We start from the raw sequence: 22,693 nt of genomic DNA on the forward strand, positions 1-22,693 counted from the left end.
CAACGGTTTCAACTATCAACGCCTTGCGAAAAACAGCGTCCCGCTCTGCGACGTGGCTCAATCTGTCGCTGAGCTTCGCAATGGATTCTTGATACTTTGTGATTTCTTTGTAGTAGTACCCGGCTCCACTGGCTCCAACGGTTTTCATTGACTCCTGCATATCGGCAATATCTTTTTTGAGGCTGGCTATGCGGGCTTCCAGTAATCCCCGATACCTGTCAGATTCTTGATTGGCAAACTCATCGACCAGCAAAGTTCGAGAGTTTGGTTGTGTGCCTGCGCTGCTGTGGTCTGTCATGTTCATTGCCCATCCATTTGCGTATTTTCGCCTCAACGACCCCGCGAGGCTTGCAGAACTTTTGCCGTGACAGGCGCACGATGCGCTCACGCCTGCCGTGGCGGCGATGCACGCCCGGCAGGGTCTTGCCCCGGAACGGGGTGCTGTACCCGCCTTCACTGAAAATCTTCACACACACCTGGTAGTTTTCCAAGTTCGTGAATTCAGCGGCCTTGAGTTCGCCGCTGAATTCGCGTTCCAGGGCCTGGGCATCCTGTTCGTTCACTCGAAAGCTGATGATGCTGCCGACGTTGCCGAAAACGGCATCGCGCAGGTTGGGGGCGAGCTGGGCGGTGTACTGGTGCGAGAGTGTCAGGCACAGGCGGTACTTGCGGGCCTCCGAGAGGATGCTGGCGAAGCTGTCGGTGGCGAAGTTCTGAAACTCGTCGATGTACAGATTGAAGTCGGGGCGCTCCCCTTCAGGCGTGTCCGCACGCTGCATGGCAGCGTGTTCAAACTGTGACACCAGGAGCGAGCCGAGCAGCCCGGCCTTGTCTTCACCCACGGCCCCTTTGGACAGGTTGGCAATGAAGATGCGGCGCTTGTCCATCACAAAGCGGCAATCGAGCTTGCTGGCCACTTGGCCGAGGATGTTGCGTAGCACCGGCGACATGAGAAGCTGCCCCACTTTGTTTTGCAGCGGTGACACCACCTCAGCGGCCTGGCGACGGTCAAACTGCATGAACTCACCCGACCAGTAGGCATGCACCACCGGGTCACGCACCTGGCTTGTCACCCAGTCGAGAAACTTGCCATCGATGAGCATGCGCTGCATGCCCAGGAGGGTCACGTTTTGGCACTCCATGAGCGCCGCCACGCAGGCATACAGGATGTATTCGAGCCGAGGCCCCCAGGAGTCATGCCAGATGTTTTTGAAGGCCGAGACGATGCTGGAGGCCACCAGTGGCCGCTGGTCTTTGGCCACCGGCTTGAGGACGTTAAAGGCAATGGGGTGTTCGTAGTCCGTCACATCGAACACCACCACGTCGTTCATGCGATGGCGCGGAATGTGTTCCAGGATGTCGCTGGCCAAGTCCCCATGCGGGTCTATCAAACCAACGCCGCGACCGGCGTGAATGTCGGCCAGGATGAGGTTTTTGAGCAGGGTGCTTTTGCCCGTGCCGGTCTTGCCGATGAGGTACAGGTGCTGGCGACGCGCCGCCTGGTCTATGTCAAAAGGCGTGAGCTGGTTGCCCCAGCCGTAACGCATCCCTATGGGGGTGTTGTTGTCTTTGGGAATCACCGAAGGAAGCCGCCCCGCCACGGGCACATCCCCGCTCAAAAACCCAGGCTGATGTGTGCATGGGCAGCAAGACACACGGCATCGTTTTTGTGTCTAAGAGCCGTGAGGGTCGAGAGCAGCTTGCTTCGAGGATCAATCGCCTGCGGCTATTGAATCAAGCGCTGCGATTGCATCTTTACAGCATATCAAGGGAAGCCGAATTTTCCAAATTCGAGCGGGCAGAAAAAAGCCGGGGAGTGCCCGGCTTCGTGAGTTGAAAGGTCTGCCGTCGCAGGGTTGCTTTCGCTCACCGATGATTCAAAACCTGACGGTTATGGGCCTTTGCGTTTTCTGGGAGGACGCGGCCCGTTCATAACAAAAGACTTCAAGGTGTTCGATGGATTTTTTGCCTGCTGCCGTGCGCTCTTAATAACAAGAAGGTCTCCTTTCCTGGCGCGAGCAATGCGAGCAATCACCGTCGATAACTTCGGGGGTGTTGGTTTAGCCATGATGCCTCCGCAATAGCAATGCGCCTGCGCAGGCTGAACATGAATCTTGCGATTACGACCAGCACCTAAGCCGCCATCCACATGCACGAAGGGTTTCACGCATGAAGCCGACTGGCGATGATTCTACGGGAGATGCTTATTTCTTGGCCACAGCTTTGCTCTTGGGCTTGGCCTTCAAGCCCACATGCTCTTCCAAGTCGGCCACGACTTTTTCGCCCTTTTCGTTCACGTACTCGATGAGGGCGCGCGGGCGGTTGCCGGTGTCGTCCACCGCAGACAGCGCCGCCCGCAATGCGAGCGCCTGGCGCAGCAGCTCACTGTCCGAAAGGTCGGGGTGAACCTGCTTGAGCGACTCCCACAACTCAAGCCACTGGCCAGCGAGGCGCAGGGTCAGGTGTTCGCTTCTGTTCGACACGGGAGCGGCTATCCCCGCCAAGCGGCGCAACGACAAAGCACCTGTGCCCAGGCTTCCGCCAGATAAAGGGGTGTTTTGTGCGCCGGTAAGACGTTTTCTAGCCATTCGGCCATTGTAAGCAATGAACGACGTTTGGTCATAAAAAGTGCCCCATTGTATGGTAGCACAAAACAAAGCACGTAAAGGAAATTTTATGTATGATATTTAGTGTCACATAAATTTCAAGGAGACGCGCATGCAGAAATTTTCTTTGTCCTGGCCAGCGCTGTGTGGCCTGGTCGTTGGCTTGAGCGCCTGCGCGGCACCTGGCTCTGGTCAGTCATGGGAATGCACAGCCCGCGGCCTCGTGAACTCGCACTACACGGGCGGTGACTCCGCACTCATTCACCTGCAAGGCTTCAGCTCAGGCGGCAACTATGCGGTGACAAAAAGCGCGGATGGGAACGTGGCCACGGGTACCACGGCAAACGGCACCGCGTTCCAGTGTGTGAAGAAGTCATAAGGGGTGTGCCATGCGCATGTTGCAGATGATTTTTGTGGCGCTCAGCAGCGCCTTGATGGCAAGCAGTTACGCGCAAGATGTCGCGTCAACGCCTCCCCCGGTGAAAGAGGAAAACGCCGCAGCGCCGGCACCGCTGCCGAAGTCCTTGCGAGGACGGTGGAGCAACCCCGCATCGGGGCACAGCGACCTTGTGGAAATCGAAGTGCTGGAAATGACCACACCCCGCGACGGTAAAGCGCTGGTGACGTTCTGGCCGTACTGCCGCAAGAGTGAAACGCCGGTGGTGTTTGAGCGGAAGCTCCAGGTGTGGCGCTTCACCGCCACCAACTGCTCAGGCAATGCCGACCAGATTCACATGCGCGTGCGGCCCGTCGAAGGCAAGAACCGCATGGAAGGCTGGTATGGCGGTGAAAGCAGCGGCAGAACGGTTTATTTGGAATGGAAGCAATGACATGCAAACCGTGGCCAACGCATACCGCCGTTCTGTCATGTTCGCTGCACTGGCCTGCGCAACTTTGGGCGTGGATGCCTGGGCACAAACCGCGGCCGAAACCACACCGAGCAAACTGACCTACTCAGTCAAAGCGGGCTTCTTCTCCCCCAAGTTTGACTACACCCGCAGCGTCACGCCAACCGGCCTGCACCTGTACATCGGACGCATCCCGTATTTGTTCGACCCCAAAACATTCACCTTTGTGCTGCTGTCAAAGCCACAAGCCGACTTCGACCCGCAGATGAAAGTGGAAGGCGAGCCTGAGATGGAGGTAGGACGCGAGTGGTCTGTGACCTTTCAAGAGCATCCCAGCGCACAAGCCCGCTGCAACGACCTGACCCGAAAAACCGGCAAGGCCAAGATCGTGGCCAAGCAGCCTGAAATCGTGATGGTGCAGGGGCAAGCGCAGTCGGTGGAGGTGGTGGTGGCACAGGTCAGCGGCACCTGGGCATCGTGTGGCTATGAAGGAACGTATGAGCGCACTACGCACTATGCGCCCAGCCTGGGGGTCTTTACCGTCAGCAATTCGGTAACCAGTTTAAGCACCGGTCAGGTGGTTTCCAACGTGCAAAGCAGGTTGGAAAACGTTCATCTATCTCAGTGAGATTGAAACAGTACATGGTGTGCTAGTCACCACCAAGCACCGGCAGTATGACTGTGAAAGTAGCAGCGAACGGTTTATCTGGAATGAAAGGAATAAGACATGAGTCAAAGAATTTTTTTGATGTTAGTTGCTGGGCTATTTTGGGCGACCAGTAGCTCTTATGCCCAGCAGAAGGAGTACATCACGTTCTCAGACACAAAAGGGAAAATCATTGATTGCAAGGGGCGAGCAGGTTTTCAAGGAGCCACCTTGACCATCAAATTTCCAACACTTGCCGCGTATCAAAAGCAGTATTCAAGAAACCATCTTGTTTTAGACCCTGACCCGCCTGCAAATTTAACATTGGAACTAGGTGGCTATGATGGGCCATGCAGTAGGTATGAATTACCTGTTGCACCACCTTTGAAGCGAGCTGGGAACAAACCAATCATCATCGGCAATGCGTCAGGCCCAGCAACGTACTGCAAAAATGGGCGCCTCATGATTCAACACGTCAGTGAAGGAAAAGTCACGTTTGACGGGCCAGTTTTCGAAGAAAAATGTGTTCTCGACCCAAGTAAAACGATTCGACTATCTGGGCAGGCTGAAGACCCCCACTGATATTTGAGGAAGCCATGCTGAAGTGGATTTTCATACTCGGCCTAGCTCTAGGCAGCGAAATTTCTACAGCTCAGATGACTGATAAACAGTTGGCCACTTATGAGTGCGGCCTCCATGGTCGCAAAGTGGTGGAAGCCTGGCGACGGAATCACAACATCGACGTATCTATGGCCGTGCTCAAAGGCCAGCTCACCGCGCAATATGGCGAGCTACAGGGGCAGAAGGTGTTTGCCGTGTACGAGGCTGTCACCGCAGAAACCATTGCCTGGACAGAAGCAGCCCTGGCGCGTGCCTTTGCAGGCTTTACCGTGGCTGAACAATTGCCACCGCAAGAAGCGCGCCGCTTCGCCGACCGACTCAAGAGCAACCCCACCGAGCGCGACCGGTGGATTGAGCGGTTTTTCACCAATGGCTGGCTCACCCAGCCAAGCTCAGGCTACGGCAAGGACTACCCGGAAGCGACCTGGCTGTACCGCATGAAGGCGGTGCAGGCGGTGTGTGCCGGTGCCTTTGTCGGTGCGCCGGACATTGTGGCTGGCCACCAAGGTTTGGGGTATCCGCCATCCCCTGACCATCCGAGGCTTCAAGTCCCTTTTCCCGTCCAATAAGGTGAGGCCGAGCGGGCCGTCGTTCGCCCTTTGATTTACTATTGATAAAATATGTTATCGGTAGTAAAATGAGGATATGAGAAAGAAGGAGCGGAGCATGGTTCCGGCACAACAAAACAAGGCACTTGTCCAGCTTGACGACCGCCGCGCATTGACGGCGGCGCAGTTTCATCAACTGGCCGACGTGCCCGCCGAAGCCGAGTGGTTCGCCAACATCGACAACGCGCAGACGCGCCGCGCCTACCGCGGCGACCTGGCCGAGTTCATGGCCTTTGTCGGCATCGAGCGCCCGGAAGAATTTCGCATCGTCACCCGCTCCCACGTCATTGCCTGGCGCAAGGCACTCGAAGAGCGTGCCCTGTCGGGCGCGACCATCCGGCGCAAGCTGGCCGCGCTGTCTTCCCTGTTCGAGTACCTGTGCGAGAAAAACGCGGTGGACTTCAACCCGGTCAAAGGAGCGAAGCGCCCGAAGGTGGAGAGCTACGAAGGCAAGACCCCTGCCCTGGGTGACCACCAAGCGCGGCAGCTACTGGCCACGCCCGACGTGGCCACCCTCAAGGGCAAGCGCGACCGCGCCATCCTGTCGGTATTTCTTTTTCACGGACTGCGCCGTGAAGAGCTGTGCCGCCTGGCGGTGAAAGACATCCACATGCGCCGAGGGGTGCAGTATCTAAGGGTGCATGGCAAGGGCGGCAAGCTGCGCAATTTGCCCCTGCACCCCGGCACCGCTGAAACGATTGATGAGTACCTGGAGGCCGCTGGCCACAAAGAACAACCTGGAGCGCCACTGTTCAAACCGGTGCGTGACAACGTGCGCGGCGTGGCCGCTGGCCACGGCATCACTCCGGACGGGGTTTATAAGCTGCTGCGCGACTATGCAGCCCTGGCCAAGATCGACATCGAGGGGCTAGGGCCGCACAGCCTTCGCGCCACCGCAGCAACCAACGCACTCGACCATGAGGCCGACATCGCCAAGGTGCAGGAGTGGCTAGGCCATGCCAACATCGCCACCACCCGCATCTACGACCGCAGGCGCATGCGGCCAGAGGATTCACCGACGTTCAAGGTTTCGTACTAGGGTTTGAGAATTAGCAACTCGCGGATGACCTCATGGTGGGTGTTCTTCATCGGCACCGGCTCAATGCGGAAGCCGTGACGCTCAGCCATCGAGCGCACTTCGGGCGCGTCGTCATAGGTCAGCATCACTGAACCACGCACCGAGGCCATGAGCGCGAACAGCCCTTCATGGTCGATTTCGTTGTGGGTGTAGAGCCGTGCCCCGGCCTTCTTGCCGCCTGCGGTGTACGGCGGATCAACGAAGAAGAACGCATTGGCATCATCGGCGTAGCGCTGCACCACCTCGAAGGCGTCGGCCTGCTCGAAGGTGATCCGATCGCGCATGGCCTGCAAGGCTTCGATGCGACGGGCCAGCGTTTCGGGATACCAGCGGGAATTGAGGCCGCGCCCGGCCTCTCCGGTCTTAACGAGGCCAGCGCCTGCGGCCATGATGCCGCCGCGCTGCATCCGGTTTTTGACGATGGTTCGGAAGGCCCGGCCGCGAATGCTCTTGGGGTTGCCGTCGAGGATCGACCGGACGTTTTCAAGGTTCACATCGAAGTCGATGATCTGCTTGCAAAGCCACTTCACGTCAGCAGGCTTGCCGTGGAAGATGGTTTGCCAGACAGCGGCCACATCGTCGTCCAGTTCGCCCAGAAAGACGTGTTCGGCCAAGCCTTCAGCGGCGGCCGACAGGCCCGCCATTGCTCCACCCGCGAAGGGTTCCACAAACACCGAGGGCGTGATCTTGGATGCCGTCAGCCACTTGCGCACCTCTGGGACAAGCCACGTCTTGCCGCCCGGATAGCGGAACGGACTGAGCTGGCGAACCTGCGCAACGTTCGTCGGGGCTTTCTTGTCGTGGAGTTGTTCGACCAGTGAGGCCAGCGCTTGCGCTTTGTCGGGGTCAACGAAGTGATGCCGCAGCCCTTCCAGAGCCGGTTTGCATTCGCTGTGAACCAGTATCGTGGCGCGGGTGACGCCTTGCTCTTTCAGGCGCTCGATGCGGCGGTTCTGCCGTTGTAGTGCGGTGGCGTCGGTTGTCATTGTTATTTTCTCCGTGAACATTCACGGAGCGTAACAAGGACGTATAGGCGCGTCAAGGCCCGTGAATGTTCACGGGCTTGTCAAACAAGCAACTTGTGGTCAGTTTGCGGCGTCGGAGCCGTTGCCGTTCTCAAGCGGCAGACCGTCCTCGACCGGCTCAGTGATGGGCACCGGGTGAACGATCTTGTCAGTGATGCGAGTCTCAAACACCGGCAGAGGAACCGGCTTGCCACCCGTCAGTCCTTCCACCGAGCGCTCAAGCGTGGTGTAGCGGACTTCATCCCGCACGATGCGCGTGCGCTTCTGGCCTTCGACCTCTTCAAAGCGGACGATGAACCATGCAATGTCAGCATTGGATATGTCGGCCACGTTGTCCATCTCACCGATGGAATCGAAGAAGGCGCGATCAACGACCACGGCCATCTTCTTGCCCCAACGGCGCAGCGTGGGGACTTTGATTTGAAGCTGCGGCATCAAGCGCTTGGGGCCGCTGCTGCGGTAGTCCGGGCGACGACGACCGGCCGGGAAAATGACCCAATCCACGGCGTCATCGTTGAAGGCTTCAAACTCGCCTTTCATGGCGTTGCCGCTGAAATACACGGCCTGAATCTCAAGGGCGGCCCAATTCATCGGGGCTTCCTTGGGCGTCTTGGAGCTGACCAGAACCATGTCGATTCGGCCCACGTCATCGCCGCCTTCGCTGTCTGTCGATGCCCCGGCTTCGAGGAAGCCGACTTCACCGACCAGTAGCGGGTCAGGGTCGCCAAGGATGGTTTCGCCTACCCATTTGAACACGTCGAGTTCATCGTGGAAGCGATAGGGGCAGGTGGCGCGGAGGTCGCCTTGCTTGCCCTCAACAGGAACACCGACCGCCCGGCCGTTGTCTGGGTGTGTGTCGTAGGAGTAGAGCCGGAGCGAACACACCCCGCCATCCTTGGAGCAGACAGCGCCTGTCTTGCGCGCCTGAAAGGGGCAGGGTTGTGGGGTTCGCTCTTTCTTCGGCTTGAGGACTTCGGCGGCAAGCTGGCGGCGTTCTTCCCCGGAAAGCTGCGTCAGATTGAAGCCAAACCACTCCCCGATTCCGAATCGTGGCGTTATGTCTTTTGGTTTTTTTGCCATACACGGAAAGTAACACACCAAATAAAAAAACGCGCCTAAAAACGCGGTTTTTTTGTTGATAGTGGCAACCCTCCAGCCAGAGTCTTCCTCTCTCGCAGTCGGCCAGTCTAGCCCACGCCCTATCGCCGTCAAGCCGCTGCGCTTTCCTTGACTGCTTCAGGGCACCCACGGGCTGCCCGCCTCGACGTGCGAGCCTCGTCAGCTCGCGCATCGAAAAACTAATCACTACAAATCACTATGGAGACTCACAACCTGCTCCCCCAGGAGCTACGCGCACGGCTCCCGCAAATCGGAGCCACCGCAGAGCAAGAAAACCCGCTCGTATTAGCCAAGTTCTTTTTCCCCGACTTCCACTGGACGTGGTACGCCATCGAGTTCGACGGCATCGACACGTTCTATGGCTACGTGGACGGGGACTTTCCCGAGCTGGGGTATTTCAGCCTGCGCGAATTGCGCGAGACACGCGGCGCGTTAGGGTGCGCCGTTGAGCGTGATTTGCACTTCCAGGATACCCCGCTGCACGTCCTTCAACTGAAGGCCGAGGTGCGGAGGATTTTCGAGTAGCGCAATCGGCGAAGAAGCGCGTGACCTTGGGAAACCGGGGTCACGGCGCTTTTCGCCGCCTCCCCACACCCACGTGACCTCCCCCTTGAGGGTTGCAAAATTTTTAACTCTTAATTAATTGTCTGAACAATCTTTTGGCACTCGTCAATAATGTATCCAGGAATATTATCAAACTTGTGCGGATTGAGTTGCATTAGATATTCGTTCTCGATGTGAAATGACTCATTGACGAATTTTTTAATTGTTGCACTAATGGTGCTATCTTTATGTCCATGAACCTCCATCAATACTCGAAATAGCTGCAACTTATCATATCCAACAGAAGAATCATGAAAACTCTTCATTATGCTATCTCTATCTTTTATGAAAGATAAGACCTCAGTGTAATCAAAATTTGGCATCCATTTTTTGATTTCTGATGTGGCCCGTTCAATTTCATGAGAAGTCATCAGTCTAGTCTCAACATTATCCTTGAATGTTGGCGCATCTTTCCCATGCAGAAGACTGGCCAAACAATTATATTCCACACCCAAGTCATTAACTATCTCAAAATGCCTTCTCAAGTAGATGCATTTAATAACATCATTATCGATTGCCGAGATATTAGATGAACATATTTGAGCGAAAGTTTGAATATCTTCACTACGAATTTCTGTCTCTATAACTTTACCGTCTCGTGAAGCCAGGAAGCAAGCCGTAGGATTTGCTGCAACGAACAATGGGCGAACACTTTTAATCACATCAATTGCTGGTTCGATATCGTGAGTGACCATGAGAATAGTGTTGTTTTTTAAACTAATCTTCCCACGAAAAAGCTCATTCAAAATTGCGAATTTCTTTGTTTTATCGAAGCTAGATACCGGGTCATCTAGAATAGCAATAGTCGGGTTTTGACTTAACACTTGATGCATGAATAAAACAAGTGCAAAGGCATTTTTTTCACCATAACTAAGATGTTGAGCTGCCGCTTCAATATGGTCATCAAAATCTTGGTGTACCAATTTCATCTTATAGGAATCCGCTTCTGGTTTTATAACAACACTATATTTGTAGCCAGCAGACTCAAGAAACTCATTGATGCTTTTTTGATTTTCTAAAATTGAAACTTCAATGCGCTTTTTATGTTTTCCAATGTTACCCTTGAGAACTCCAACACGCGAAATCAATTCTTCAAGCCCCATATTAATAGGGTCAACGATATTTTTTGTTTCAAAGGAGTTCAAATTCTCTAAAAGATTTAATTCTATCTTTAGCTTATTAATTTCTTTTTCTATCTCTTCTATATCTCTAAGTGAAAAGAATGAAATTGCCCTTAAACCTTCAAGTTTCCCAATAAGTGTTTCTACATCTCCCCGTAGTGAACTCAAAAAATTCACCGCCTCGGGAGATAGTTCAACTTTCGCTTTAGTAACTTTTTCGAGTTTATCAATACATATCTGAGTAAAATATTTACCCAATCTATTTATCACGACTTGAAGAGTGTTCAGATGCTCAACGGCCTTTGAGTCATATTCCTGACTCACTTTTTTGACAAAGTTTTTCTTTTCCGGTTCTTTAATGTCAGATGCACAGTACGGACAGTTATCGGATAGATCAAGAAAACTGTTACCTTTTGCCTGCCATGAAATCCAACCCGATGGATTATCACTCTTTATAAATTGCTCGAATGGTTTTAGTTCATCAGGTATATTTTCTATTTTATTCCCAGAACCATATGCTTTATAACCTTTACTCGCCTTTGATAGCACTCCAGATTTAGTAACTCCAAATGCGTCTCGAAGTTCCTTCAAATCAGAAATCGCCGTAATCAAAGATTCGTTCCCCTCGAATGAGGACTTAATGCCTGAAAATAACTCTTCAATCTCTTTCATGCCAGAAACGTAAGTCTCTGTTTTAATGAATATTTCAAAGCTGTTTTTGACTACCTCATCCGGCTGAAATGCGAACTGCGAAATATAAGCGTCATCGAAAATCAGCACTGACTCAATACCATCAATACCAGAAACAAGCGGGTCTTTTCCATCGCCTGTTTTTCTGTGTTTAAACGGTTTTAGCCTGCTCAAGGAGCCATCTTTTGCAATCGATGCCGCGATAGCTTTTACAATTGTACTTTTTCCAATACCATTAGGGCCATATTTTATATTTAGTGCCCCTTTTCTAATTGTAATGTTTGCACTTTCGATGCTATTACAATTCTTTATTTCAACGCTAAATTGTTCCATCATTTTTTATCCATCAAAGAGTCTAATTTTGATTTAATTTTTTTCAATTTATCGGACTCGTCTTGAGAAAAGGATGTGCCTTCAATTGATTTGACAGCAATCCATAGCGCCCTCTCCGCTTTTTGAAACGGTGTGTCGGGCTGCTTTTCCTCTTTTACCGGCTCACCCGCTTTACGGGCGCGAACAGCACGGACAGAGGTTTGTCCAGTGGTTTGCAGGGCATGCCACGCTTCTTGCATAGCGGCAGCGTCCATGCGGGCAAGCTCCACCAGGAAGGACTTTGAAGCTATGTCGGACGTCCGACACTGCGCTTTGATGTCCTCGGGCAGCTTGAGCAAGGAGAGCAATTCCGTGACCGTATTGCGGGCCTTGCCGATAACCCTAGCGGCATCTTCTTGGGTGTAGCCGTGGGTTTCCATAAGCCTGCCGAGTGATTCGGCCAGCTCCATAGGGCGCAGGTTTTCGCGCTGCACGTTTTCGATGATGGCCACTTCGTCGGTGTCGCCCTCAGTGATAACGGCGGCAATCGTTGGGCGTGAAAGCAACTGGTGGGCGCGGTAGCGGCGCTCTCCGGCCACAATCATGTAGCGCTCCCCTTCCAGGGCTTTCACAAGAATGGGCTGGAGCAAGCCTTTGGCTTCGATGGACTGTGCCAACTCCATCAAGGCGGATTCGTCAAAGAATTTGCGCGGCTGGTCAGGGTTCGCGTCCACCTGCTGAATGTCCAGCTCAATGATGCGCGGCAAGTCTGCACTCGCCCCGAACATATCGGCGCGAATCTTGGCACTCATTGGTGTCTTATTTTTGGGAGGCATGGAGTTCAATCAGTTTTTGGGCTACGACCTTGTATTGCTCAATCCCCGGCGAATCGGGGAAGAGTTCGAGCGCGGCTTTGGATTCGACATTGGCCTTGTCAAACACCGTCGAGCGGTTGACCGGCTCAAAGACTTCGACGCGCTTTGCGGCGACCGATGCGCGAAGTTCCTGGAGCGCTTCGGCATCGTGTGCGGCGCGAGCGTTGAACAGTGTGGGCAGGATGCCCACGATTTTGAGGCCCGTATTGGCACGGCGGCGCACGTTTTCAATGGTCTCCATGAGCAGCGGAATGCCCATGATGGAGAGGTAATCCGTCTTGCAGGGAATCACCACGGCATTGGAGGCCGTGAGCGCATTCACCGTGAGCAGTGAGAGCGTGGGCGGACAGTCAATCAGGATGAAGTCGAAGCGCTCCCGCAGGGACGCGATTTTTTCCTTGAGCACAGTGGCCACACCGAAGGGCGATACCAGCTCAGTCTCAGCGTTGGCCAGGCGGATGCTGGCCGGAATGAGCGACGGGGCACCGTCAATCACGAGCGCATCGAGCGGCGCATCTTTGACCAGGCCGAAATAAAAGGTCTTGCCCGTTGCATCCAGCTCACGCAGGCGGCGCGGGTCAAGCCCATGAACGATGGACAGCGAGCTTTGCGGGTCACTGTCGATGACAAGCACACGCTTGCCCGCCTCGACTAAGGCGCGAGCCAGGTTCACGGTGCTGGTGGTTTTGCCGACGCCTCCCTTCTGGTTGGCTACGGAGATAATTGTTGCTTGCATGGTTGTATCATAGCATCCATTTGACTTTTTGTGAATACTGCGTAATACTATACGCACACCATGAGGAAAGAACACATGCCCAATCCACACTATCAGCGCTTCGCTATCAGCATCCCAGCGCCGATGGCAACGCAAATTGAAGAGGTCTGCAAGGTCGAAGGCCGCAACCGCTCGGAATTTTTCCGTGAGGCGGTTCGCTTCTACATGAACGCCGGGCGCACACCACAGCCGCCTCAGTTCGTGATGCCCAGCAACGAAGAAGAGCGTAAGGACAACCCCTTCCGCCTTTTCGCCGAGTGGAACTCGGAAGCCGATGCCGCCTATGACTCCCTCCGCTAAACGCCCTATGTCCTATTACCGCAGTTGGGACATCGTGGTGGTGCCCTTCCCCTTCACTGACCAAAAGACCAACAAAGTCCGCCCTGCCGTCATTGTCTCGACCGATGCCTTGCGGCAACGCAACGGCAAGTACATCGTGGCCATGATTACCAACGCATCGAACGCCGCGCAGTACGGTGACGTGTCCGTCAGCGAACTCAACACAGCCGGGCTACCCATTGCATCGGTGGTGCGGGCCAGCAAAGTGGCCGTAATTGAGGACAACGACGTTCACAAGCGTGTCGGGACACTCCCCACCGCCGACCGGCGACTGGTGGCAGAACATCTTCGGGAGTATCTGGCCATTGAGTAAATGCGCCACACACCAAAAATGTCGGACGTCCGACACATTATAAAAATGACCCCTACCCTACCCCACAACCCAGACGCAGAAAGCGAAGCGACTGCTATCAAAGCCCTCAGCAAGCCTGACCCGCTGCTTGAGGAGCTTCAGGTTGTCCGGCTGGAGGGGCGCTATTTCTGTTTCGACCGGCATGAAGCCAAAAACCGCCATGGGGTACTCCAGTACCGTGACGGCAATCGTGGCTTGGTGATCGAGGTTTCACCTCGCTATGGCCACCCGTCAGTGCTGGCCTACAAAGTCTTGCAGGCGGTTTTTCGCAAGGTGACGCTGGAGGGCAAGCCCTACCCCGACACGGTTTCTTTTTCCTACCGCGAGCTGGGCCGCATGATTGGCCGCGATGTATTCGGTGGGCGCGACTCACAGCAGCTTTACGATGCCATCCGCCAGCTTGAAGACACCAAAATCGAGCTGTACCTGTACGACAAGGACGGCAAGGAGTTCCGTTCTTTCCGCTTCAACCTGGTCATTTCCAGCGGGTTCATTGGCAGCGGTGAAGTCACCGGGCCGACGCGCATTAAAGCCGCCGCCCTCACCCTTCACCCCGTCATCATGGACAGCATGCGCCGGGGACACTTTGCGATTTTCAACTGGGCGCGACTGGAGCAGATGGAGCCCCTTTCCGCCGCCCTGTACAAACGCCTGTACCTGCACTTTTCCAACCTGTACGAAGAGCAGTACGACCGCCGCAGCCTCAAGTTCGAGAAGGACTATGAAGCCCTGTGCCAGGAGTGGCTGGGAGGCTTGAAGCCTGAGCGCTACAAGTCCCGCATCATGAAGCAACTCGGGCACCACCTGGCCCTGCTGCGAGAAACCGGATTGGTGCGTTTTGCCACCATCGAAGACAAAAGTGGTGGTGAAGGATTCAAACTGGTGTTCAGACCAGGCAACAGCTTTTTTGAAGACTATTCGGCCTTCTATCAAGGCAATAAGGCACGGGTGCTGCAATTCCAGCATGCCGCCGACCAGGCTGACATCACAGGGCCGATTGATTCAGTCGCCCACTTCTACAAAAAACTGCACAAGGTGGACAACCTCGACGGCAAGATTTTTGCTGAAAAGGACATCGAGTTTGCCAAGCGCCTGATTGACGCCATCGGCACCGAGGGCTTTACCGACCTGGTGGAGTTCGCGCTGGAAGAGGCCCCTAAGACCAACTTCCAGATGAAGAACATTAGAGCCATAGAAACCTATCTCCCGGCATGGCAAGCAGGCAAAGAAAAGCGCAAGCAAGAGCAAGCAGCCCGCAAGGCGGAAGACGACAAGCGCCGCCAAGAACGGCTCCAGTCGGAGTACGAGAGCTTTTGCCAGTCCCAGCAGTTCACCTACATGGAGACGGCCTCAGAGTCAGAACGTGCTGAAATCAAGCGCCTGGCCGAAGCACAAGCCGTGAGCAAAAATCACGAGCCTGGCCACCCCATGTACCGCATTACCGTGCGCCTGGCCGAGAAGGCGATTCTCGCCGCCCGCTGCGCACTCCCCACCTTTGAGCAGTGGCTGGCCACCCGCCACTGACCTCTCCAACCGTCCATAAAAGTTATCCACAGTCCCCCCTTTAGGGCGTGGGCTTTGAGGAAAGAACTTCGCCCGAGATGTGGGCTTTGAGGAAAGAAAGTGTGGGCTTTGAGGAAAGAAAGTGTGGGCTTTGAGGAAAATTTTACCCTCAAAGCCCACACCTATTTTCCTTATAAATCAACGACTTATATAAAAATCGACATCGCGTCTAATTGTTCTTTAATTGTCTTCTCAAGAAAACACACCATACGCCCGATCATTGGCCGCCAGTGTGTGTGTTTTTGAAAGACCAAACAGCCAAAGCCCGGTGACCACCAGCCTGCACTTCGCGCTCCCAACCAGGGGAAGGGGAGGGCAGGCAGTGGTCATCATTGTTTTCGGCCAACGGCCTGCATGGTGACTGTTCCCATCCACTCGGTGCAAATCCGGGTGAAACCGGGACTGCACGCTTTCAAGGAAAGCGACCATGCCAATCAACAGACATCCTGCCTGGGGTGAATTCGTCAAAGCCTTCAACACCATCGCCAGGCATCGCCACCGCTATGAAGTCTTCAGAGACTTTGTGACCATGAGTGCCGCAGCCCTGCACAACGCCATCCGCAAGGATGAAAAACTCGAAGCCGAGTATCTCGCCACTGCCGCGAGGTACAAGCGGGATGAACTGAGCGAGTTTTCTGCGCTGCTGGCCAAGCTGGTGCTGCTACTGGAAACAGAACCCCGCGACGTGCTCGGGCCGCTGTACATGGAGCTGGAGCTGGGCAACACCAACACCGGCCAATTTTTTACGCCGCATGAAGTCTCGGAGCTAATGGCCCGCGTCACCTATGGCGATGAACTCAAGACCATGGACAAGCCGTTTATCACCGTGTGCGAACCTGCCTGCGGTGCTGGCGGCATGGTGCTGGCCTTCGTGAACGTTATGCTGTCGCACGGCCACAATCCGGCGCAGCGGCTGTGGGTTCAGGCCCAGGACATCGACCGCACGGCAGCCCTCATGTGCTACCTGCAAATGGCCCTGTGGCACATCCCGGGCGTGGTCATTGTGGGCAACACTCTGGCCATGGAAGCCCGAGAAGTTTGGTACACGCCTGCCCACTACCTGGGCTTTTGGCACCACCGGCTTGAGCGGGAATGGGGCAGGGCGGAAAGCTATTCCGACGATTCGCATGAATCGCCAGGCATTCAGGAGGAATCTCAGACCGTGCCCGTGAATCCTCAAAATCGGGACATGACGAGGCCGCTGATACTGTCCATTCCAAAAGGACAATCGAGCTTTGATTTTTGACCGCTGTGTTCTTTGTGTCGGACGTCCGACTTTTTACCGCCCGCAATTTGGGCGGTTTTTTCTTGGGCGGGGAGGGCGCGGACGGGTGGCAAGAAAGCGGGGCGCTTACTTGCTGCAAGGTGGATGTCCGTGACCGGCCATCCGTGGCGACCTGGGCGCTTCCATAGGAAATGCCCACGTCGCGGGGCTCCCGAGTTCACTCCCCACATAGGGGAGTGCCACTTTTTACGGGAAGGCCCGTAAAATAAAGGATTGTGGCGGGGTTGTCGGGGGTATGCACCCCCGACTTCCCGCGATTTCCTAACGGACTAACGGGACTGGTCAGGGCAACAAAGTAGGCCCTGCCTGCGCCAATCGCGGGAAGTCGGGGCTGCTCAAATTTTCGAGTCCGCTATCGCTCCCTCAAAATTTGGCCCCCGACAACCCCGCCACGAACCCGTGTTGAGGAACTCGTTTATGACGAGTTTCCGGCGGGCTTTTCGCCGTGGGGCTTCGCCCTTTTAAAGTGGCGCATAGCGCCCCTTTAGTCCTTGGTGCGCGGTTTACTCCAAAACCTTCACCAAGACGGCGCTGAGGCCCTTTTTTGCCCCTTTGGGGCATGGTTGTGCGGCCAGGCCGCGCTGATTGATGGAGGTGGCGCATGCCTTTGACCCACGGCAATGACTTGATGCTGGGTGTCGATGCCCGCAACAGGCCGATTCGCATGAGCGCAGACCAGCGGTCACGGCACCTGTATGTGGTCGGCGGCACGGGCATGGGCAAGTCGCGCCTCATGACTTCCTTGATTCAGCAGGACATTGACCAGTGGCTACTCAGCCGCAGTGGCCTGATGCTGATTGACCTGCATGGCGAGCTATACCAGCAGGTCATGGGCTGGCTCACCGAGGAGCGGATCGTGTACCGCGAGCGCCCCATCGTGCCCATTGACCTGACCCAGCCCGAGCACGTCGTGGGCTACAACATCTTGCGTCCCCGTCAGGGGCCTTCGGCCACGGCGATTGATGCACTGGTCGAGGCCATTGCCTATGCCCAGGGACAGGACAGTGCACAGGAAACGCCGCGCTTCAAACGGGTGGCCGGTGCCGCCCTGCATGCCCTGGCCGTGCAGGGCATGGGCATCACAGAAATTTTTGACGTGCTGGCACCAGAAAACCGCCCGCTGCGCGAGCGCCTGGTGCAGCACCTGCCCCGCGCTGCCGCTGACGGTTTACGCTGGCTGGATTCACTGCCCGCGAAGGAGTTGAGCGGTGCGACGGAATCGACCCTGAACCGGGTGCACCAGTTCCTGAGCAACCCCAACATTGCCCGGATGCTGGGACAAACCAAATCCAGCTTTGACTTTCTCACGGCGATGGAAGAGGGGGCGATTGTGCTGGTGAATCTGGCCAACGCGGGCAACCAGGTCAGCAAGTCCGATGCCCGCATGATGGCCACGACGCTGCTGGCGGACGTGTGGACGGCGGCCAGCGAGCGCGGCAAGACAAAAATCCGTGGCCAGTCGCCCAAGCCGTTTTATTTGTACCTGGACGAGTTTCAGCACTTCATCACGCCCACCATTGCCGAAAGTCTGGACGAAGCCCGAGGTTTCGGGCTGCACCTGACGATGGCCAACCAGTTTCCCAGCCAGCTTTCCGGGGAGGGTGCGCGTGGTCAGAACCTGCTTAATTCTGTGCGCAGCAACGTGCAGAGCAAGGTCATCATGGGCCTGCCTGACCCCGATGAATACATGCCCCTGGCGAAGTGGCTTTTCATGGGCGAGGTGGACGTTCACAAGGTCAAGCACGAGATTTACACCCGCTCCGTCATTGGTGAAACTGAGACAACTCGAACTGTCATCACCACGGGCGAGAGCTTTACAGACACAGACGGCGGTAGTACGAGTGAATCCAGGGGCACCACCGCAGGCGGTGGCAGCAGCCGAGGCAATGCGACCGCCCGTAGTTATGGCGAGTACCGCGACGACGACGAACGGTTTTCTTTTATCGAACAGGGCAACCCGGACGACCAGCCCTTTCGATGGAACAAGACCGAAACCGAAAGCGGTGGCGACAGCGAGAGCTGGGGGGAAAGCGACAGCACTACCGACACGTCGAGCTGGAGCGTGGCACGGGGCACTTCGCGCAGCGTGGCCACGACGCCCTTTATCGAGCGCGAATGGGGCATGCAGCAAAGCAGCCGCACCTATCAAAGCGTAGATGAGCAGTTGGTGGAAATGGGCCAGCGAATTTTTCGGCTTCTTCCCCGTCAGGCCATCATTCGGCTACAGGGTGAAACGCGCTCACGCGCCATGACCACGCTCCCCGTACCGGATGCGTTTGTCAGTCCGTCCACGCAAGAGGCGTTTCGCCTGCGCTGCTTGCAGCGACTGAGCTTTGTGCTTCCCCAGGCCGATGCCGATGCCGCCATCGAGGCCCGCAGAAATTGGGCGGAGCGGTTGACCGCACCGCCGCAGGAAGAACCTCAAGAATTCACTAACCGGCGCAGGATGAAAACCCGTGAAGAGTGAGTTGGTTGCCCGCACTGTCGGACGTCCGACAAAACCACATCCGGCCATGTTTGGCAAAACCCCTCTTGCCTTGATAGAGTGAATTCATGCCCGAGAAAAAAACAACAAAAGGCGGCACCGCCGCCCCGGTCATTGAATTCCAGGCCCGAGACTTCGAGCTGTTGCGCGGCCTCTTCGAGTCCCGCCTGATGACGCAGGAGCAGGCTACGCGCCTGTACTTCGATGGCAAGACCGAAGCGGCTAAAAAGCGCCTGCAAAAACTCAAGGCGCTGCGCCTCATTGCCGAGCGCGAACGGCGCGTGTATCACCCGGCGATTTTGTACCTCACCAAGCGCGGCTTTGACTGCCTGGCCACACATGGCAAATTGAGTGACTACCCCCGCTTGGCCTGGCACCAGCTTGAAAAACGGGCGCAGGTGTCGGAGCTGACCTTGGGGCATGAAATCGACGTGGTGCAGGTGAAGGCGGCGCTTGCCGTGGCGCTTCGCGCCACGGGCCGCTTTGCCATTGCTGAATTCTCCACCTGGCCGATGCTGTATCAGTTCAAGGCGAGCAAGCCACGCCAGGCCGGGCACTACAGCAGCGGTGACATGGTGGTGAAGCCCGATGGCTATCTGAGGCTGCATGAGCCGGTGCGCCTGCCTGACGGCAGCGCCAGTGACGAGTACGACGAGCACCTGTTTTTTCTGGAGGTTGACCGTTCGACCGAATCACAGGAGACGTTGGCCCTCAAGGCGCACGGCTACCGCGACTATTTCCAGCGCGGGGGCCTGGCGCTGCGCTATGGCTACAAGGCCGAGGATTACAAGAGCTTTGCCTTTCGGGTATTGATGGTGTTTCGCAACGCCGAGCGACGCAACAACTGCGCCGAGACTCTGCTGCGGATGAATCCGCCCGTGCTCACCCAGGTGTGGCTGGCGACCCAGGAGGATGTTTTGCGCGACCCGCTGGGCGCGGTATGGATGCGGCCCCAGGACTACCGTGACGCGACCGCAGGCAGCGCCTTTGATGCGTCCAGGCCGGTCAAGGGGGTGTACAGGCGCAGGCCGGAGCGTGAGGCATGGGTGGCGGCGAAGGTTGCCTACCGAGGGCTGATATAAAAAACGTCATGAACCGCAGTTCATGACGTGAAGGCCCTCAGAAGAAGGGCAAGAGTTTTTTGAGTTCGCCTTCGGTGAAGTCCGTGGGCTGTCGCCCATCGGCGATCACCAGGCGAACCAGGCGCGACGTGGCCAGCATGGCCAGCGTGTCTTTCGCGCACTTGACCCCAGCGGGGTCACCATCGGCAAAGTACCAGATGCGCCCTTTGGGCTTGCTGCGCTCCAAAATGAGCCGCGCCTGGGTGTCGGAGCAGGCCGACCCCATGAGGCCGACCGTGTTGTGATAGCCGTGCTGCCACAGCCACCACAGGGCGGTGAATCCCTCGACCACCACCAGGTCACTGACGGGCTTGGCCACGCCGTGGCCGTGGTAGAGGAATTCGCTTTTGTGGAATTCGTAGCGCACCCCTTTGGTGTCGCGCACGCCTGGGAACTTATAGCGCGGGTTTTGGGCGTTGATGGTGTTGTCGTCCACCACGCGGCCCGCGTAACCAATGAGGATGCCGGAGGTATCGAGCAGCGGTATGGCCACCCGGTCTTTCATAAGGCCACGCGAACACACCCCCAGCCCAAATTGGGCGATGGTTTCCGGTGTGAAGCCTCGCGAGAGCAGATAGGGGTGTTCCGGGTCAAGGTCTTTCAGCTCGAATTCCAGCGCGGCATTCACCACGACTGGCAGCGCCGGTTTTGTCTCTGCGCTGGGGGTGTCGCTCACGTCCGGCGCTTCGCGTGGTTCCTGGGGCTTTTGAGCGGCAGCAGGGGGGCTTTCCACCGCCTTGGCGGTGCCGTCTTTGCCGGGCTTGCTGGTTTGAATGCCGAAACGCTGCGCGAGCTTCAAAGCCGTTTTGCGAAAGTCCGCGCCATCGGCCGGGTCAAGCCCATCCATGAGCGCGGCAAACTCGATGAGGTTGCCGCTGATGCCGCAGGAGAAGCATTGAAAAATGCCGCGCTCCAGGTGCGCTGAAAACGAGGGCGAGCGACGGGCCTCACTGCCTTTGTGCTGGGGCAAGGGGCAATACCCCATGGCCTGGCCACCGGCTTTTTCCGTGAGTTCGATTTGGTAGTCGGTCAGGATGTCCCGGAAGGACAGCCGCTGCCGCAGTTCTTTGAAGTTGAGATAGCTGGCCACAAAATGCTCCAATGCAAAAATGAACAAAGCCATGCCGACGGCATGGGCTGTATTTAGAAAAGCAAATGGAGGGCGGGCCTGTCAAACCCAGCCTGTGGAAAACTCAGCCTTGACAGATTTTTATGGTGTGATTTACTGGTATGAGAGGGCGTACTGTCGCCCATCCTGGACAGTGTGGGGAGTTTGAGCGTGGTGCTTGAACTTCCCTACTTTTCAGGAGTGAAAAATGTCCATCTTAGGTGCAGACCCATTTGGTTCTTTCGGGAGCCTCGATAGCCTGCGCGGCCCTTTGCGCGAAGAATTTCAGCGCAAGTATGCCGAGGCATTCATGGCCGATACGAAGGCAAAAATGCAATTAGAAAACGAGCGCCTGGTGCTTGAAAATGAGAGGCTTCGTAACCAAAATGAAGCAGAGCGCATCCGTCTTGCTGCGGAGCTTGCAAAGCTCCAAGGTCAGACAGGAAACAGTTCTTTTAAGCCGAAGTCATTGCACGTTGTTAATGGCTGACGCACCCCCGCACGATGTGCGGGGGTTTTATTTTGCTGGGCGAATGTTGTGCAGGGACTTTAGCTTGTTGTCGTACTCAACATCAATCGCAGCAATCGCCAAAGAATCCTCAGAATGTCCGGCGTCACGCAGTTGCTGAATATGTTTGCTTCGCGCTGTTTCAAGCTCCAGGATGGCTTGAACTTTTTGTTCTGGCGTCATCGGCGGTGGCGGTTGATTTTTTTCTTTGTCTAACTGTTTTTGAAGACGAGCGGCTTTTTCAGCGTCTTCATTTTTCGCCTGCTGTAGCCTATGCTCGGCAGCCCGTATTTTTAAGAGTGCTTCGGTTCTACGTTCAGCGAGCACGGCATCTTTTTCGAGATTCGCAACCTTTTCTTCTTCCGTCAATTCAATCAGGTCAATGATTTCTGTGACTGCTGGCGTGGGGGCGGATATAGGAACGAGCGGCGTGACTTCTTTGGGCATGAGTGCCTCACGTGCTTCGACACGTGCCTTGAGGTCTTGCATGAAGTCTTTGCCGAATTCAATTTCACGGGGCTTGTGCTTGAGGTACAGAGACATGGCAAACCAGGCCGCCGCAATAGCGGCGAGCATGGCCATGCCTGCATTGCGTGATGCCCCCAGGCCACTCAAAACGAAGGCAGCGGTGACCAGGATGGCAACAAGGCGCAGCAGCTTGCTATCCATGGCCCAGGCAATAGACAGCAGCACTCCGCCCGCAATGAATCCGATGACAATTTGTGAGAGCTGCATGGAATGCTCAGAAAAATAATTTTTTGAGGAACCCGGTGAATGATGTGCTGGCTGGAGCATCTTTGGAGATGCGTCTGTCACGCAGTTCCGCCAGGTGCTGGAAGTACGCTTCTTTTTCCGCAGTGGTCATTTTCTCGGTGGCCTCTTCAACGGTTTCAACTATCAACGCCTTGCGAAAAACAGCGTCCCGCTCTGCGACGTGGCTCAATCTGTCGCTGAGCTTCGCAATGGATTCTTGATACTTTGTGATTTCTTTGTAGTAGTACCCGG

25 protein-coding genes are annotated in these 22,693 nt (G+C 55.8%); 14 read left to right on the top strand and 11 right to left on the bottom strand.

Translation table 11 applies throughout. From position 1 onward, the window contains the following. The 3 genes from IC609_RS15750 to IC609_RS15760 all read right to left on the bottom strand — a co-directional run. On the bottom strand, positions 1–298 hold a 298-nt coding region (locus tag IC609_RS15750; protein WP_225224262.1), incomplete at its 3' end, for a hypothetical protein. Further along, the gene (locus tag IC609_RS15755) at positions 240–1,580 is read right to left on the bottom strand and encodes a type IV secretory system conjugative DNA transfer family protein (protein ID WP_191820482.1); all 1,341 of its coding nucleotides are present in this window, start codon (positions 1,578–1,580) and stop codon (positions 240–242) included. The genes IC609_RS15750 and IC609_RS15755, both read right to left, overlap by 59 nt. A gap of 624 nt (positions 1,581–2,204) precedes the next feature. Next, positions 2,205–2,483, bottom strand: coding sequence for a hypothetical protein (locus tag IC609_RS15760; protein WP_191820483.1), 279 nt, complete (start codon positions 2,481–2,483; stop codon positions 2,205–2,207). 235 nt (positions 2,484–2,718) lie between these two features. Here IC609_RS15760 and IC609_RS15765 point away from each other — a divergent pair, with 235 nt between their 5' ends. The 6 genes from IC609_RS15765 to IC609_RS15790 all read left to right on the top strand — a co-directional run bounded on the left by IC609_RS15765 (position 2,719) and on the right by IC609_RS15790 (position 6,368). Then, positions 2,719–2,985 carry a hypothetical protein gene (locus IC609_RS15765; protein ID WP_191820484.1) on the top strand — a complete coding sequence of 89 codons (267 nt, stop codon included), beginning with the start codon at positions 2,719–2,721 and terminating at the stop codon, positions 2,983–2,985. Positions 2,986–2,995: 10 nt separating this feature from the next. Next, a complete protein-coding gene (locus tag IC609_RS15770; protein ID WP_191820485.1) occupies positions 2,996–3,436 on the top strand; it encodes a hypothetical protein in 441 nt (146 codons plus the stop codon). Between the two features lies 1 nt (position 3,437). After that, entirely contained in the window at positions 3,438–4,082 is a 645-nt protein-coding gene (locus IC609_RS15775) for a hypothetical protein (protein ID WP_191820486.1), read from the top strand. 99 nt (positions 4,083–4,181) lie between these two features. Beyond that, the gene (locus tag IC609_RS15780; RefSeq protein WP_191820487.1) at positions 4,182–4,682 is read left to right on the top strand and encodes a hypothetical protein; all 501 of its coding nucleotides are present in this window, start codon (positions 4,182–4,184) and stop codon (positions 4,680–4,682) included. A gap of 14 nt (positions 4,683–4,696) precedes the next feature. Continuing rightward, positions 4,697–5,290 (top strand): hypothetical protein, encoded by a 594-nt coding sequence (locus IC609_RS15785; RefSeq protein ID WP_191820488.1) that lies wholly within the window; start codon positions 4,697–4,699, stop codon positions 5,288–5,290. A 97-nt stretch (positions 5,291–5,387) separates the two neighbouring features. Further along, entirely contained in the window at positions 5,388–6,368 is a 981-nt protein-coding gene (locus tag IC609_RS15790) for a tyrosine-type recombinase/integrase (RefSeq protein WP_191820489.1), read from the top strand. On the opposite strand, the gene IC609_RS15795 is transcribed toward IC609_RS15790, so the two are convergent. Both IC609_RS15795 and IC609_RS15800 read right to left on the bottom strand, forming a co-directional pair. Next, complete coding sequence (locus IC609_RS15795) at positions 6,365–7,393, bottom strand: DNA adenine methylase (protein WP_191820490.1); 1,029 nt, start codon at positions 7,391–7,393, stop codon at positions 6,365–6,367. The two genes, IC609_RS15790 and IC609_RS15795, sit on opposite strands and share 4 nt — an antisense overlap. A gap of 99 nt (positions 7,394–7,492) precedes the next feature. Then, positions 7,493–8,512, bottom strand: coding sequence for a NotI family restriction endonuclease (locus tag IC609_RS15800; RefSeq protein ID WP_161791424.1), 1,020 nt, complete (start codon positions 8,510–8,512; stop codon positions 7,493–7,495). Between the two features lie 237 nt (positions 8,513–8,749). On the opposite strand from IC609_RS15800, the gene IC609_RS15805 reads away from it, so the two are divergent. Beyond that, positions 8,750–9,076 carry a DUF2958 domain-containing protein gene (locus tag IC609_RS15805; protein WP_191820491.1) on the top strand — a complete coding sequence of 109 codons (327 nt, stop codon included), beginning with the start codon at positions 8,750–8,752 and terminating at the stop codon, positions 9,074–9,076. A gap of 110 nt (positions 9,077–9,186) precedes the next feature. On the opposite strand, the gene IC609_RS15810 is transcribed toward IC609_RS15805, so the two are convergent. The 3 genes from IC609_RS15810 to IC609_RS15820 are packed head-to-tail and all read right to left on the bottom strand — an operon-like array spanning position 9,187 to position 12,888. After that, the gene (locus tag IC609_RS15810) at positions 9,187–11,301 is read right to left on the bottom strand and encodes an AAA family ATPase (RefSeq protein ID WP_225224263.1); all 2,115 of its coding nucleotides are present in this window, start codon (positions 11,299–11,301) and stop codon (positions 9,187–9,189) included. Next, on the bottom strand, positions 11,298–12,089 hold the full coding sequence (locus tag IC609_RS15815; protein WP_191820492.1) for a ParB/RepB/Spo0J family partition protein: 792 nt from the start codon (positions 12,087–12,089) through the stop codon (positions 11,298–11,300). Before IC609_RS15815 ends, IC609_RS15810 begins: the two co-directional genes overlap by 4 nt. 7 nt (positions 12,090–12,096) lie before the next feature. After that, complete coding sequence (locus tag IC609_RS15820; RefSeq protein ID WP_191820493.1) at positions 12,097–12,888, bottom strand: ParA family protein; 792 nt, start codon at positions 12,886–12,888, stop codon at positions 12,097–12,099. Between the two features lie 75 nt (positions 12,889–12,963). On the opposite strand from IC609_RS15820, the gene IC609_RS15825 reads away from it, so the two are divergent. From IC609_RS15825 to IC609_RS15850, 6 genes are all read left to right on the top strand, one after another. Continuing rightward, on the top strand, positions 12,964–13,227 hold the full coding sequence (locus IC609_RS15825) for a CopG family ribbon-helix-helix protein (RefSeq protein WP_225224264.1): 264 nt from the start codon (positions 12,964–12,966) through the stop codon (positions 13,225–13,227). 7 nt (positions 13,228–13,234) lie between these two features. Beyond that, the gene (locus IC609_RS15830; RefSeq protein WP_225224265.1) at positions 13,235–13,579 is read left to right on the top strand and encodes a type II toxin-antitoxin system PemK/MazF family toxin; all 345 of its coding nucleotides are present in this window, start codon (positions 13,235–13,237) and stop codon (positions 13,577–13,579) included. A gap of 45 nt (positions 13,580–13,624) precedes the next feature. Further along, positions 13,625–15,142 carry a hypothetical protein gene (locus IC609_RS15835; protein WP_191820496.1) on the top strand — a complete coding sequence of 506 codons (1,518 nt, stop codon included), beginning with the start codon at positions 13,625–13,627 and terminating at the stop codon, positions 15,140–15,142. Between the two features lie 568 nt (positions 15,143–15,710). Continuing rightward, on the top strand, positions 15,711–16,427 hold the full coding sequence (locus IC609_RS15840; RefSeq protein ID WP_225224266.1) for an N-6 DNA methylase: 717 nt from the start codon (positions 15,711–15,713) through the stop codon (positions 16,425–16,427). Positions 16,428–17,067: 640 nt separating this feature from the next. Further along, entirely contained in the window at positions 17,068–18,933 is a 1,866-nt protein-coding gene (locus IC609_RS15845) for a type IV secretory system conjugative DNA transfer family protein (protein WP_191820498.1), read from the top strand. 86 nt (positions 18,934–19,019) lie between these two features. Then, entirely contained in the window at positions 19,020–20,033 is a 1,014-nt protein-coding gene (locus IC609_RS15850) for a replication-relaxation family protein (RefSeq protein ID WP_191820499.1), read from the top strand. Positions 20,034–20,070: 37 nt separating this feature from the next. On the opposite strand, the gene IC609_RS15855 is transcribed toward IC609_RS15850, so the two are convergent. Then, a complete protein-coding gene (locus IC609_RS15855; protein ID WP_191820500.1) occupies positions 20,071–21,195 on the bottom strand; it encodes a CHC2 zinc finger domain-containing protein in 1,125 nt (374 codons plus the stop codon). Between the two features lie 193 nt (positions 21,196–21,388). Here IC609_RS15855 and IC609_RS15860 point away from each other — a divergent pair, with 193 nt between their 5' ends. Then, a complete protein-coding gene (locus IC609_RS15860; protein WP_191820501.1) occupies positions 21,389–21,670 on the top strand; it encodes a hypothetical protein in 282 nt (93 codons plus the stop codon). A 27-nt stretch (positions 21,671–21,697) separates the two neighbouring features. Here the strand turns inward: IC609_RS15860 and IC609_RS15865 are convergent, their stop codons facing one another. Beyond that, positions 21,698–22,423: a hypothetical protein gene (locus tag IC609_RS15865; protein WP_191820502.1), complete on the bottom strand. Its 726-nt coding sequence runs from the start codon at positions 22,421–22,423 to the stop codon at positions 21,698–21,700. 7 nt (positions 22,424–22,430) lie between these two features. Beyond that, on the bottom strand, positions 22,431–22,693 hold a 263-nt coding region (locus IC609_RS15870; protein WP_191820503.1), incomplete at its 5' end, for a hypothetical protein.

It is taken from the genome of Limnohabitans radicicola, assembly GCF_014837235.1.
In the GTDB taxonomy this organism is placed as follows: Bacteria; Pseudomonadota; Gammaproteobacteria; order Burkholderiales; family Burkholderiaceae_C; genus Limnohabitans_A; species Limnohabitans_A radicicola.